Annotated in this window: 13 protein-coding genes; 5 read left to right on the top strand and 8 right to left on the bottom strand. The window is 44.3% G+C overall.

The genetic code is table 11. The annotated features are described in order from the left end of the window. Nucleotides 1–28: 28 nt before the first annotated feature. The 5 genes from RJ60_RS11845 (at nt 29) to RJ60_RS11825 (ending at nt 6161) form a co-directional block, all read left to right on the top strand. Nucleotides 29–1180, top strand: a complete 1152-nt coding sequence (locus RJ60_RS11845) for a glycosyltransferase (RefSeq protein ID WP_103134820.1) — start codon at nt 29–31, stop codon at nt 1178–1180. Between the two features lie 60 nt (nt 1181–1240). Further along, complete coding sequence (locus RJ60_RS11840) at nt 1241–2596, top strand: hypothetical protein (RefSeq protein ID WP_103134819.1); 1356 nt, start codon at nt 1241–1243, stop codon at nt 2594–2596. A gap of 10 nt (nt 2597–2606) precedes the next feature. Continuing rightward, on the top strand, nt 2607–3881 hold the full coding sequence (locus RJ60_RS11835; protein ID WP_103134818.1) for a glycosyltransferase: 1275 nt from the start codon (nt 2607–2609) through the stop codon (nt 3879–3881). Continuing rightward, nucleotides 3863–4957 carry a non-hydrolyzing UDP-N-acetylglucosamine 2-epimerase gene (gene wecB / locus RJ60_RS11830; RefSeq protein ID WP_308410918.1) on the top strand — a complete coding sequence of 365 codons (1095 nt, stop codon included), beginning with the start codon at nt 3863–3865 and terminating at the stop codon, nt 4955–4957. Before RJ60_RS11835 ends, wecB begins: the two co-directional genes overlap by 19 nt. 256 nt (nt 4958–5213) lie before the next feature. Continuing rightward, entirely contained in the window at nt 5214–6161 is a 948-nt protein-coding gene (locus RJ60_RS11825) for a hypothetical protein (protein ID WP_103134816.1), read from the top strand. A 588-nt stretch (nt 6162–6749) separates the two neighbouring features. Here RJ60_RS11825 and RJ60_RS11820 read toward each other — a convergent pair. The 8 genes from RJ60_RS11820 to RJ60_RS11785 form a co-directional block, all read right to left on the bottom strand. Further along, a complete protein-coding gene (locus RJ60_RS11820; protein ID WP_180979946.1) occupies nt 6750–7472 on the bottom strand; it encodes a DnaB-like helicase C-terminal domain-containing protein in 723 nt (240 codons plus the stop codon). A gap of 258 nt (nt 7473–7730) precedes the next feature. Further along, nucleotides 7731–8483, bottom strand: a complete 753-nt coding sequence (locus RJ60_RS11815; protein ID WP_103134814.1) for a hypothetical protein — start codon at nt 8481–8483, stop codon at nt 7731–7733. Nucleotides 8484–8528: 45 nt separating this feature from the next. After that, nucleotides 8529–9572, bottom strand: a complete 1044-nt coding sequence (locus RJ60_RS11810; RefSeq protein WP_103134813.1) for a helix-turn-helix domain-containing protein — start codon at nt 9570–9572, stop codon at nt 8529–8531. A gap of 111 nt (nt 9573–9683) precedes the next feature. Further along, nucleotides 9684–10052, bottom strand: a complete 369-nt coding sequence (locus RJ60_RS11805) for a four helix bundle protein (protein ID WP_103134812.1) — start codon at nt 10050–10052, stop codon at nt 9684–9686. A gap of 138 nt (nt 10053–10190) precedes the next feature. Further along, entirely contained in the window at nt 10191–10721 is a 531-nt protein-coding gene (locus RJ60_RS11800; RefSeq protein WP_103134811.1) for a hypothetical protein, read from the bottom strand. Continuing rightward, nucleotides 10699–11802, bottom strand: coding sequence for a hypothetical protein (locus RJ60_RS11795; protein ID WP_103134810.1), 1104 nt, complete (start codon nt 11800–11802; stop codon nt 10699–10701). The genes RJ60_RS11800 and RJ60_RS11795 overlap by 23 nt, the downstream gene beginning before the upstream one ends. Nucleotides 11803–11915: 113 nt before the next feature. Continuing rightward, complete coding sequence (locus RJ60_RS11790) at nt 11916–13352, bottom strand: PD-(D/E)XK nuclease family protein (protein ID WP_103134809.1); 1437 nt, start codon at nt 13350–13352, stop codon at nt 11916–11918. 141 nt (nt 13353–13493) lie between these two features. Further along, the gene (locus RJ60_RS11785) at nt 13494–13805 is read right to left on the bottom strand and encodes a helix-turn-helix transcriptional regulator (protein ID WP_099772673.1); all 312 of its coding nucleotides are present in this window, start codon (nt 13803–13805) and stop codon (nt 13494–13496) included. Nucleotides 13806–14345: the final 540 nt, after the last annotated feature.

The raw sequence follows: 14345 nt of genomic DNA, 5'->3' as shown, positions 1-14345 counted from the left end.
CTTTGCTAAAGGAGGATTAATAGTTAATTTGAAGACAATAATTGTTAATGACGTTGCAGCTTCTACGAGTGGAGCACTGTCTATTCTTAGACAATTTCTAACTGAACTTAAAAACAATGAAATGGCAAAATCATATAGATGGATTGTATTTGTCTCAAACGATCTTGTTAATGAATTCAATAGTGAGCACATTGAAATAGTAAAGGTAAACGCGAAAAAATGGAGAAAGCGTATCTGGTGGGATACATACGGCATTTGTAAGTGGCTGCAAGACCGTCATATTAAGCCCTTGTTAGCTGTATCATTAATGAGTGTGGGTTTTCGTTACCTTAAAATTTGCCAGATAATTTATATTCATCAATCTCTACCTTATGGTGATTTCAATGATTTCAAGTGGTTTGAATGGAAGACTAGGTTGTACACTTGGGGAATCGAAAAATGGATGATGTGGTCAATAAAGAGAGATTCAACTATTGTTGTTCAAAGTAACTGGATGAAAGAAGCAGTGAGCAAGAAACTAAGGATTTCAAAGAACCAGATTCATGTCATTAGGCCAAATATTGAACCATTAGCTGGAGAAGAATTGCGGTGCGTAAACAACAAGAGTTACTATCTTTTCTATCCGGCAGTTGCAAGTGCTTCGTACAAAAATCATGAGTTGCTTATCAAAGTACTATCGACAATAAAAAAGAAAAAGCCAGAGCTATATCCTAGGATTACACTCGCATTCACCTGCAATCCTGATGATAATAGAATAACGAAATACTATTATCGTCTGTCCAAAAAACTTTCTGTTGATGAGAGAATTGAGTGGAAGGGCTACCTAAGCAAAGATGAAATGCTTAGAGAGTATATTCAATCAGACATAGTTCTCTTCCCATCAAAACTTGAGACCTTTGGATTGCCATTAATAGAGGCCGCTTCATTGGGAAAACAAGTTCTTGTACTCGACAAAGTATATTCACATGATGTTCTTAAAAGCTATAGTGGAGCGACGTTCTTAGAAGAGGATGTTGAAGAATGGTTGGAAGCAGTTGTCCGCTGTTTCGAGGGCAAAAGAGTACAGTATGATCCTCTAAATCAAGATAATTCAGACGGTTGGAAGCAATTAATCAGTCTCATTATGGCCGTCATTTGCAGAATCGGAAGAAGCAACATTCCATGCGGGTTATACGAATAGACTAACACAAGGTATGTAGATGCTTCTGGTCGTCAAATTCTAGCACAGGAAGGGAAAGCAATGGTCAAACCTGGCACGTTCTTGGTGGCTATAATCGTATGTCTTCAACTGTTCTATTTGAAGGATCTCAGAAGAGTGTCCTTCTACTTTCTTTTAGATAGTCTTGCGTTTGCACTTCTTGTAAATAGCGGATACTTCATAAAAGTAGGTTCCGTAGTTCTAGAATATGAGGAGATTCTAATGATCTGCTTCATAGCTACATGGCTCGTTTCCGGGGGCTTCGGTAGGATAAATAGCAATCTTCTTTTGAGAGCAATGCTGTTTCTTGCTGCCATAGCTTTTGGCCAATATTTTCTTGTAATGGAACCATTGAATACTTTGGTTATGCCGATTAGCGGTAATTGGGATTCTCTCTATGCGGGAGCTTTCGTTCTTGAGCCTGTGAAGTTTTCCTCGAAGAACAGCGAAAGATTGCTTTGCGTTGTCCTTTTTGTTTTGGTAATGGTTGCTTTGGCTGATTTCACAAACAAAAACCGCGAAAGAAAAGAACTTGTTAGAGCTATTATAATGATTACAACAATTCAAACCGCATTGGGTTTTATCGATCTAGCATTGAAGCAATTTCTACATAGGCCTGCTTTACAAACATTGTGTCTAAATCTCTTTGGCAGCGGGGCTTCTCAGTTTCACGGAATTGCCGTTAGGGCGGGAAGTTACGTTTTGCAGGCATTCATGAAAGAGCCTTCACATTTTGCTATGAGTTTCATTCCTGGGTTGACAGTTCTTGTACTAAGCACTTCACAGAGCATCATGTTTCTGGTTTTGCAGATATCATCAGTCGTGATTCTTCTGCTTAGTGGATCTTTGGCAGGGTTTATGATAGTAGCTTACTGGTTCGTTTTGAGGTTTTACAGGTTCATCGTAACATCAAGATACGGGAAACTCAAAAGTCTGCTTCGTGTTGGAGTTGTGTTGCTCGTGGTAACAGGTCTTATCAGGGTACTTTTGGACTATATTCCTTTGCTCAATTATTACGTGTCTAGAGCTGCAGGTTTGCTTGGAGTTGGACCATCATTAGGGTCTGAATCAGTTCGTTTTTATAGCATACAAAGTTCTCTTAAGCAGTTTTTAGAACGTCCCATCTTTGGGATCGGGCTGGGTTCAACAAATGCGCATGGCTTTTTACCCAGCCTCCTCTCCAATATAGGTATAGCGGGTTTTTTCACATGGATTGCACTTCTGTCTTGTGCCCTTCACATGTGTCGAAAGAGTCTATATGTTTTTCTTATGTGGCTAGGCCTCGGATTTTTCCTCGGAGACATAGGTTGGCTTTATAATATGATGGGAGTGTCAATGTTTCTAGCGATTACACTGGCCGAAAACAAAGATACTAAGGCAGGTCAGCAATTATCATAGGAGAGACATTTTGAAGAAAGAAGTCATATTCATTAGTCCTTGGCTCTGGACAGATGGAAAACACGTGGGGATGCCAACTTTATATTATACAATGCAAGGATTCCTTCGTAATGGGTATAATGTCAAGCTAGTAATTGGCTCAAATACTGAAGAAGTAGTCTTTGATCATGATGGCATTAAGATATATCAGTTTGCGATCCGGCGATATGATAAGTCAGAGGAATTTGACGCATTCAAGTCAATATATGAACGGCGTGCGAATAAGTTGTTGTGGCTAAGAGAAAAGACCCAATGGCATGAGAAAGCATCGTCAATGCTTGCTGAATTGTCGGCTGTCTATAATCCAGCCTTGATATATGCGGTTTCACCTATGGGAATTGAAGCTGCAAAAAAATGCTCAGAAATTCCCCAGATTTGGAGATTCATGGGAGTGAATCTTATGTCGAATGAGAAAGGAGAAGTTGAACTATCTTCAATTCTTAAGCATTTGTTTGAGTACTTATCATTTGTGAGACTTTCTCGAAATTCACAGAGGCGTCGACCTCTAATAGTAATTACTGATGACGGTACCAGAGGGGACTCGTTAATTCAAGCAATGAGATTTGATTACAGAAGTCTCTTTTTCTCCAAGAATGGTGTAGAGGATTTCTCGAAGAAACATGTTGTTCCTGAAGATTCTTTGAGTAACGAGCATCTTCAGATGTATGAATTCATCTCCAAACTCAGAACTGACGGGGTGACGGTAGTGATTTCCACAAATCGATTTGCCGAATGGAAGCGAAATGATCTCGCGATTAAAACGCTAGAAACACTTGTTCTAGATAGAAAGAGAAAGGATGTATTCTTTCTCTTCGTTGGAAATGGCCCCTTGCTAAATTCTATGAAAGATAGAGTAAAGGATTCTGTTGGAAATGAAGCTGCTTTCATAGGATCTGTCAATAGATCTACAATGGGATTGTGGCTAGGACTATCAGATATATATATATCAATGATGGACTTAGGCCAGTTAGGTAACACAACGTTTGAAGCGTGTCTCTACGGACTAACTCCAGTATTAAGAAATAACGGTATGACAACAGTTTTTTTTGATAAGAAATCAGCAAAACTTGTCGAAGATAGCGACGAAGCTGCTACTGCTATAGAATACTTGATCGACAATCCTGATGTAAAAACTGCTCTAGGAACGGCAGCAAGAAATCTAATTCTTAGTAAATTGGGCACTTGGGATGAACGAATTGATAATGAGATACGATGGATTGAAGAACAATCGAAAGGAGGCCTGTAATTATCTGCATACTATCTCTGATTGGAGCTCGTCCGCAATTCATTAAAGAAGCGATCGTAGGAGCAGAACTTAGAAAAGCAGGTATTGATGAAGTGCTTGTCAATACCGGCCAGCATTATGATGCGAACATGTCAGATGTTTTTATAGAAGGTTTGAGTATCAAGACTCCCGATTACAACTTAGGAGTAGGTTCTGGTTCTCATGCTTATCAGACTGCAACAACGATGCTCAGGCTCGAAGAAGTTGTTCTGAAAGAAAGGCCAGATATGATAATGGTCTATGGCGATACAAATGCGACTGTTGCAGGAGCGCTTGTCGGTTCCAAATTGAAGATTCCAGTAGCTCATGTCGAAGCCGGACTGAGGCAACACCCTAAGGATATGCCTGAGGAGATAAACAGGGTCGTTACCGACCATATCTCTTCGCTTCTATTCTGTCCAACAGAGAAAGCTGTTGATAATCTAGAGAAAGAGGGAATAACCAAAGGCGTTCACTTCGTCGGCGATGTAATGTACGATCTCTTCGTAAAGATGAGAGAGAGTCTCGATATCAGCAAGACTCTGTCCAATTACTCGTTAGTCAGAGAAAAGTATATTCTGGCAACGCTGCATCGCGATTTCAACACAGATGATAGATCAAGGCTGAAAAATATCCTCGAAGCTATGAATGAAGTGAGCAAAAAGATCAAAGTCGTCTTGCCGATTCATCCCAGAACAAGAAAGGCAATATCTGTGAATGGTTATGAAGATCTGACAAAAGACATCACGATACTTGATCCACTTCCATACAGCGATATGATGTCATTGCTCATCGGCTCGAAGAAGGTAATCACCGACAGCGGCGGTCTCCAGAAAGAAGCTTATTTTGCCGGGGTACCGGCTCTGGTAATGATGCCCGATACCGGTTGGATAGAACTTGTTGAAGCGGACTGGAATGTTCTTGTGGATGCTGATAAAGATCTGATCATTGACAAAGCTTTCAGTCACGAAGCTCCAGCTAATGCTCCAGCAAACCTTTATGGAGATGGAAGAGCTGGAAAGAAAATAGCAGAAATCATCGTGGGTTTTCAGTTGTAGATGGTTTAGGTATACCATAATAGCTCTCTGAAACAAAGTAATCAGTATTACAAGTTTCTTGGTCACGCGGAAGAAGTTCATAGTTGCAGCATAGTTTTGATTAGGACCTCGCCTGAATCATGAATCCTCTCTATCTTGAGAAGGTGTAACAATGGCAAGTCGGTTAATTGCTCTTGGTGTTCGAAACGGCGATCCCTTTTAAGCGTAAGACGTTTATGGGAAGCTTATTTGAGGTATTTTTCAAGGAGTTACTAGTATGGCTAATAGAGTTTGCATTCGATATAAGGACTTTGATCTTCTGAGAATCATCCCATTTCCAGCCGGGAGCGAATATGATTTCAAGATCAGCGTGGTTGGTAATGACTATGAGCTGCGAATGTACCGTATGAACAAGAAATGCTTTTGGAAGCCACATGATGAGAACTTTCATCTGAAGGACTGGGAGATTACATATCATAACAGAAAAGGCGATGAACCTTCAAAGCTTCACTTCAAAAGACTCGCTGAGCCTCACGAGTACTATGATTTCCCCATTGTGAAGATGGCAGACCCAATATCCAGCCCCGAATTCCCAATACCGTTTCTTAAGATCGGAGTCTCGAGGGAAAGCACCCAGCTTAGAAAGTTCAGAGCGAAGAAGAATTACACTGTAATTGATATTGGATCAGCAAACGTTGTTGAATTATTCATTGTCAACGGTGATTTTGACCTCGAGAAATTCATGAGAAAGTGGGAGATGTTTGACCTACTCTATACTGTTGTTCCGATAGAGTATTTCGTGAATGGGAACCTGAGCAAAGGCTTCTTGGGGCCAAAATACGAAGCAATCTACTCTGGCAATGAAAGCCTTTTCAGGTTCAAGACGATGGTAAATGAACAGATTGGAATGATGGCCGTCTGGTATGCGGATAACAAGATCGATGGTTCTAAGCAAAGGTCTTTTGTTTCGTTCTACGAAAATCAAGATTATCTGAGATTCATGGCTTGCGCGCCGGTTGAGTATAAGTATCATAACGGTTCCAAATCAGAGAGAAAACCAGCTTATAAATGGCAGCTAGAGAGATCGCAGCAAAGAATGGATCCTGCAGAGTATGACAATTGGAAATGCTATTTTGAAAAGCTCGAGAGTGAGAACGAGAACAGTGAAATTCTTCCAGACGGCTTCTCTCTTGAAGTAGCAACTCATAAAGACATAATGCCCTGAAAAGCATCCGGGGACGCAAGGCTAGCTTTGCCAGGGGAAGAACTTTTATTGGGTATGGACATTATGCTGTGAGAATCAACCCTCTTCGTCATCCTGAAGCGCTCCTGTTCAGGATCTGATCGTTGATCCTATCGGTGAACCGGTCCATGACCTGGAAGGATCAATGAAGGACGACTTTCCTTAAACCGTCTCCTCAGTAAACTTGGTATTTGAAATATTCCTGCCAATTTCGATTTGCTCTCTATCTTCACTAAACAGCGATCTTTTGAAAGACAACTAACCATGCGCTGAAATCATTCTTTTTTCAAGAAAAGAAGCAGGAAGGTTGTCTCTTCCTTCCTGCCGTTAGGGTGTGTGAGTAGTGCAGTTCTAAGTTCTATGTTGTAAGTTGCGAGCAGAAGAAATCGTTGCCCGTCAAAAGTCCACCGTTCTCCGGACAGATCTGCTGGACGCTTGCTAAGCCACGCTCAGCTCTGGAAAAAACCCGATACCATGGTGCTAGGACAATGAACCGTCACTTTGGAGGTTGCTCCGTTCTTCGAAGCCTTCGTTGATTAAAACTTGATCCAAGCACAAACACCCTCCAAACTACCTAGGTATTGATTCTTGCTTTTCTTCCATAAGCATAGCCCTTTCCCAGTCGAAGTGAAGGACTGTTTCCCGGTTCACGGGTTTTCCTCTGTCTCTGGAAACGATTACCCGCAGCTCTTCTTTCGGAGCATTGTCGTCGTAGGAACGCTCGTGATGAAGCATGATTATCGTATCCGCGCAGGCGGTTATCTCTTCACCGTCACGAAAGTCCTTCTCTTGAGGAACGTTGCCGGGATTATCCAGAACCGTCCTCTTCATCTGGCTTCCAAGAATGATCGGAATTTCGAGAAGTAAGGCGAGTTCTTTGAACCAGTCGACCTCTCCCTCTCTCTCGCAAATCAGCTGCAGGTAATCGACAAAGCAGACGTCGAAATTGAGTGATTCCTTCTCCTCCTCGATTTCATACGCAACCTCGTCTATCGCCCAGTCTCTAAGATCAAAAAAGAATAGCGGTATCTCGTTCAGCTCTTTTTTCAAGCGCTCCGCATCGTCATAGTCTCTGAAGTGACTCGAAACAAACCTTTCCTTTAGTTCTAGTGTACTTCTCTCAAGTGTTATGTATGCGGTCCTTATTCCATCCCTTGCGAACCTGTAGGCCATGTTCAGCATCAGTGTAGTCTTTCCCTGAGAGGGCCTCGAACCTATTACGATAAGGTCCGTTTCTCTCATAGGTTGAAGAATATCGTTCAGTTTCTCTATCGGCCACCTGTATTCAGACATTTCATTCACCTCCATAGAAAAAATAGTTGTCAGTCAACGGTTCGCCGTCCAAAGATCCGCGAAACCGTTTTTCGTTAAAGTGCAAGGATCTGTTCTTCGTTCTTGCCAAAGTGAAAAAACGAGAGATTCTGAATCAAGTTCAGATGACGAATTCCTTCGCCCAACGTTCAGCGGGTCCTTGGTCTTAAGCGTTCAGCGGCTCTTTGCTCTACCCAGCTTTTCTTAGAAAAGCGTGTTTTCTTTTCCTAACGCCCTCCATCATTCACCCGATCCCCTGGCGTTTTGCTGCTCCTTCGCCCCTTTCCTGCTGTGGAAGTACTTCATTGATTTCTTTGTCCATTCCATGATCTCTTCATTCACTTCGTAGATATCGTTCAGCTCCTCAGCATCTCCGATCTCTTCAGCGTAAGCCTCTGTTATCTTTCCTCTCAGGGTCGCTTCATATCGTCGGACATCCAGAATTGCCGCAGCGCGAAACATCCTAATACTCTCTTCGACCTTGTCAATCTTCTTCAGCGCTTTGGCGACGAGAAGGTAATTCTCCGCCTCCAGAGGATCGAGAAGCAGCGCTCTCTGAAGCCATGCAAGGGCATCAAGCGGTCTGTTCAGTTCGAGGTAAAGTTCGCTCATTTCCCTTAAAGTGTTGCGGTCGTCGTTATCATATGAGAGAGCGAGCCTATACATCATCTCGCTCTTGTTCGGAAGGTTCAGCTTCCTGTATACTCTTGCGAGATCCTTCACGCTTCTCATATCGTCTGGCCATCTCCTGTAACATTCCTCGAAGAGCCTTTTCGCTATATGGAGATCACCGAAATCTTCGGCAATCCTGCCTAGCACCAGGTATTCGCTCTCATACTTGAACTCGTCCAGCGGCTCTTCCTCGAGTTCCCAGTTAGGATCTTCTTTCAATCCTATTTCCGTAATCGTCTTGAGATAAAGCTCCTTAGCCTTTTCAGTTTCTTCGAGAAACTGGTGCCTTCTTATTTCGTTCAGTCTCATAATCATCATCATGTTCTTCACCTCTCTTATCCTTTCTAGTCTCGAATATCGCTTAGATCAGAGCCGAGCCTCGGTGCTCTCTTCTTCGAATTCATCATTTAATGAGTCTTCGTCCGTCAAATTATTTGAAGACGAGAGAAATTTTCTGTGCATATGGAGAATCTCTCCAAAGGAAGTACCTTCGCGGTATCCATTCTTCCTTTCGGCTTCGAGCCTGTCGGCGTTCTTTCGTATTAACTCGACGGCTTCGATCAGGTCCTCTGTCTTAGAGGAATCTCCAAGGTTGTCATACATCACCTTTGTCGTTATGTCTACCACTTTAGGGATCTCCATGGAGAAGTTCAGCATAACTCCCGCGAGGAAGTTCTGCCTGCTTGCAGAAGGCCTCTCCATCTTTGAAAGTACCTTGCTCAACTGGAAGTATCCAGTCGGGTCTAGGGGATGATCCCTAGTGAGTTTGTCGAACCAGAAGTAGGCCTCGGTAAGCTTTTCTTCGTTAAAAGCCATCTCTCCCAGCTGGAGAGTCGCCCAGAAGTGCTTCGGCTCCATTTTCAGAACCCATTTGTAATTTCCCGAGGCCGCTTCGAGCCTTCCCATTGATCTTTCTATGTTGGCCATGGAGCAGAAGCCGCAGGTTTCATCCGGGTTTTTCTCGCAGAATTTTTTCAGCATCTCCAATGCCTTCTCCCTTTCTCCGAAAAAGGCCGTCAGTCTTGCCGCGTCATACAAGGCATATCCCGAGAGCTTTTTTTCGCCTTTCATGAGTTCCAAATAGAAGGCTCTAGCCTCTTTGAATTTCATCTGTCCTATGTACTTGTTTGTGATCCTTATGAGGTCTTCTTCTCTTGACTTCTTTTTCGCGGAAAAGGCTTTATCGACAACGGGATGGAGCTCGGGCTCGTCCCTCAAACCGAGAAGAAAATCGATTGAGACGTCCAACGCGTCAGCTATCCTTAGCAGGGTGTAGTACCCCGGGAACCTTTCTCCCTTCAGGTACGAAGTGAGTATCGAAGGCCAGAGTTCGGTTTTCTGAGCCAGCTCGGCTTCAGTCATATTCTTGTCTATCATTCTTTCCTTCAATCTTCTTCCGAATTCTTCCATGTTTTCCTCCTTCAAGATCAGTTCCAAGTTCCAAGTTGTTAGATACAAGATAACAATCAGTTGCAAGCATAAGATCCGCTGTACGCTGGAATAGCGGTCCTCCGTCAGCCGTCATCGGTCCTCCGTTTTTTCAAGAGACTTGGAGAGTTTCCAAAGCATTCTATTAATGCTTTCAGCCTTCCTCTCGATTAGATAAAGCTGATCTCGATTCACATAGCCAAACTCAAAAGAAATCTCCATCTGAGCCACTGTCTCGTTCAACGAACCGCGCGCAAGATAGAGAAAATGATCAAACTCCTTCTTGTGTTTCCTCCCTCCTCCTTCAGCGATGTTCGACATAACTGAAATCGCTGCCCTTCTTAACTGAGCGACAAGACCAAACTTCTCATCTGAAGGAAAGGATGAAGTCAATTCATACACATCCTTCGCGAATGACTTGCTCACTTTCCAAACTTCCAGATTCTTGAAACCGAACGACATTTCATACCTCCATAAATCTCAGTATTTTTGAAATTTGTTTTACCCCGAGGACGGTGGACCGTTGACGGATGACCTCTATTCTTGCCGCCTTACACTTTCCAGCGTTCAGCGTTTTCTAGCCAAGCGTGTTTTATTCTCTCAGCGGCTCCTTGAACTGCTCTTAGCTCCAGGCAAGACACCGCCGAAGAGTTTCGAGAGAAGCTCGTTGTTCACTTCCTCTTTCTTTCCGTTAAGCGCCTTGTCATCCTCCTTGAAATCGTATGATTCATATGCCCTTATGAACTGAGCCCTCACTACCCTTCTTGATTCACCCGTCATGTCGCATAACTCCTGCCATCCTATTGTCCTTTTCGCATTCTCGAGCCTTGGATCGTCGTAGAATTGTTCTTTGTAGATTCCGTGTTTGTGCACGTCCCCTATGACTATCTGCCATGCGTCTTCAGCGGTCAACGAATTCTTTGTCTCATCGAGAGCGGCCTTTCTTATCGCGGCAATCGTCGGGGGTCTATGGGTCGTCATTACCAATCTGTGTACAGCTGCCGAGAAGGCCGTATCGGAGATGTCGGAGAGCATCTTGTACCAGAGCTCTGCCGCCGGTCTGTCGAGAGTGAATCCGGGGAAGGCCATCATCAGCACCGCCAGTCCCTCAGCGAATGTGTTTCTGTCCATCTAATCCAACTCCCACGAAGTCCCTCAGAACGTCTGCCATCCTGTCTCCCCTGTTGGAGTACTTCCCCTCGAGGACCTTCTCGAAATTAGAGGGCTTCATGAGCCAGTCGAAGTCTGCCCTCCATCTCGTGACTCTCCCGGAGAGAAACTCAGATTCTTCCACCCTGTTGAAGTAGTCTTCCCAGAACTCTATCGAGGGATACTGCTTCCAGCGAGCCCGGACGTTTCTCTTTCTCGAACCCGACCATTTTGCCGATTCCTTTGGGGCAGGAAGAGAGGGGCAGAGGTCAATGAAGGCCTGACGGATCTTCTCGTACGGCACGCAAAAGTCGGCCGATCTCCGCTGGAACTGAGATTCATCCGATGTGAAAGGCGGAGAGTCGTCGTCCGTTTGGGCTCCGCAAAAAGAGGCGACTCCCTTTTCATCGTACGACTCAGCTTTCACATAAAATGTCGTCTGCTCTTCTCGATCCGTTTCCTCTTCTGATTTCTCTTCGACACCGGAAAGAGCCGACAATCCACCGGAAATCTCACTCTCGCCCGTCAGTCTCACTGACGAATTACCGTTAGGTAATTGTGTACTTTCTTCTTTAGTTTTCTTTGGTTTAGTTTTGTTTATATTATTGGGATCAGTCGAGAACGCATCGGGAACGCATCGGGGACTCGTCGGGCTCTCATCGCGATCAGCCGTGCTTTGGTCGAGAGCATTCAGTTCCTCGTCATCTGCGGCCTTTGGAATCTGATTCTCGGCACGCGTCGGGGTATCTGTCAGGGACGCATCAGGTACGTGTCGGGTATCCATCGGGAACGCGAAAATCGAGTATTTTCCGGGGTTGAATCTGTCGCCCGATTCATAGGAAATGAGTCCCGCCTTGCACAATCTTCTTCTCGCTCTTGCGAGCTGTCCCTTTGTGCATCCATATACGCTCTGAACTATCCCGTTCGGAAGAACGAAACTCTCTGGCCATCTCGCGTTATTCGCGTAGTCGAGAACGAAGAAATATAAAGAAGTCTCAAGAGAGTTGAACTTGTATATCTTATTTGCTATCCAGAAGTTGTTTATTAGTTCTATGTAATTCACACTAAAACCTCCAGTCAAAGATCGGACAGATGTGAGAGGTATGAGGCTAGAGGTTAGAAAGGCAGGATCTAATTGCTCTTCTTACCTCTTCCCTCTGGCCTCTTACATCTTTTCTAAGCCTTTTTGAATCTCCTCACCGGTTTGAGCTTTTCTTTCTTCTCATATGCATCTTCGGGAAGATAGTCGACCAGCTCTGACAAGTTTCTGAATGTGATGAATTTGAATGGGTCGGGGAGGCCTACGACGGTATCCAGAGCCGCCTCTCTATCCAGAAGCCTTATCTGAGTCGGAGCCTCATCACTGGCATACTCGTAGCCCTGAAGCTCTACCTTTCCTATTCCTTCCCTGTCTATGAATTCATCCGCGAGCTTCTTCATCTTCTTCGCCCCTTCCTGAAAGGCTACTGTCTTCTGAAGAGTACTCTTCAATGAATCACTATCCGTTATCATGAGATCCTCTCCAAGCTTCTCCATTAAGGGACAGAAGGAATGATAAAGACAGTAAGAACAATGGTCTCCCGCTTCCGGTTTGAAGTCGCTCTGAAGGATCTGGCTTATCCAGGCGTAGAGATTTATCCCGGCCTCTTCGAGGTTTTCCTTTGTCACCTCTTTAGAAATCGAGGCTCCCGCAGAAAGAGAGACCCACTCTATCCTTCCTATCTCGTATCCCTGTCTCGAGAGAGCCCAGGCGTAGATAAAGAGCCTCTCCCAGTCGGGATCTCCAAATCCTGCCTTGAAGTGGCAGAGAACAAGAGCCGGGTTGACCGTCCCCGGTCCTCCGTCCTCCGAAAGACGGAGAAAGGCAGATTCAAGGCTTTTTACAGCTTTTTCGGCGAACGGTGAACGGACATCGGAAGACGCTGCCTTATCATCACATTCTCCATTTGAACTGGATTTTGATCTTACGAACCCGCTACCACCTGCCCCCGACCCCGGCGCAGTGTAAAGACACTGCGCTCTTCCCCTAAACACCACTTCGGGTTCATTAAATGGCACGGGATTGGAGAATCTATCCAGCGCGAAAGGAATATTGATAGCTACAACATCTTTGCTCTTGAGGAATTGAACGCCGAACTCTATCTGGTCGAGATCCTTCTTCAGGTTCTCTCCAAAGAGGAGAGGAGTGGGAGAATTACCGAGATAAGAATTGAACATCGCCCTCAGGATTAGGCCGTTGTGTTTTCTTCCCTCTCCCTGAGCTTCGGGAAGTCCCTCGAAATAGCGGAGATAGAACCTGTGAGGACATTCTACGAAGGACTTGATTCGGGAGTAGGATAGTGGGAACGGGCGACCGTTCTCCGTCAGCCGTTCTCTACTTTGGGATTTCTCAAGAGCTAGTTTCTCCGAGAATGCAGAACCGGTTCTTCCGGACCTGCACTCTGTTGAAACTGATTTTCCTTCCGAAGTAATATCACTTTTACAGAAAGAGTAAGTGGGATTACCAACCAACTTTCTGGAAGTGATAATATTTAGATGTTCCACGTTTGCTTTTTGTGTTGAGAGCGGGTCTCTGGCAGGAGATCCGTTCTCGTTTTTTACTGCCGGATTCATGGCGAATCACCTTCCTTTCTTGAATTCAGTTCCAAGTTCCAAGTTATTAGTTGCAACGGAACCCAGTCGCTTGCAGCTTGGATCTTTCAACTTGCAACCGGTCTTCTCCGAGGACGGTGGACCGTTGACCGATGACCTTTTTCATCCGTCATTTTGCGCCTCCTTTGTTGTCAGTTCTCTCATGGCGTTCTCATATACGGCGATGTCGTAACCGAGACTGTAGAGATACATGAGATCCTTATAGCCGGGAAATCTCGAAGTCCTTGTGAAGCAGGGAAAGATCCTCTCCACCGGAACGCCCAGAAAACGGGCCAGAGTATCCGCGTTCCTGAAACCGGGAATTATCCTTCCCAGCTCGACCTCGGAGATGTACTTCTGGTCCTTGCCTATCACCTCCCCGAGCTCCCTCTGGCTGAGCTCTCTCATGATTCTCTCATCGCGCAGGTTGCCCATAAATCACCTCCTCTCTCCATGGATTTAGTTTATTCAGAACTGAATTGTCTGAATGGGACGGCTATGAAGCCCTGGATATACTCTAGATTAACTTTCATATTCTTGTGAACAAAATTGAGCTGTTTGAACGCTGTAGCTTTAGCTAAACTTGCGCAGACTCTTCCCGTTCAGTGGAAAATTATCATGCCTTCATTAAGGCGACAGACCTGAAGATGAGTTCTTGAAGAAAGAAATTCCTAAACAAAGAGAACAAAAGTGAAAAACAGTATTTCCAAAACCATCCATATTTTGAAAAACCTCCATCGGCTCCGCAAGTCAATCAAAACTGGTTGTATATATTCTATATCACCCTCATAAACGCTGTCAAGAACTGTTCATGAGCTTTTCAGTATTGAGAAACCGGGAGCGATTATTTTTTATTATTCCCAATTATCGGCAAATAGATTTGATTATTCAAATCATTCTTTATATTAGGTTCTCTTTCTTTTCAAATCGCCTTTTTTCTTTCGTTTTTTCATAATGCTCACACATGAATGCGAT

Origin of the sequence: Mesotoga sp. B105.6.4, assembly GCF_002896535.1 — a bacterium.
Classification (GTDB): Bacteria; Thermotogota; Thermotogae; order Petrotogales; family Kosmotogaceae; genus Mesotoga.
The sequence above is the reverse complement of the archived record's forward strand: the minus strand, read 5'-3'. Positions and strand labels throughout refer to the sequence as shown.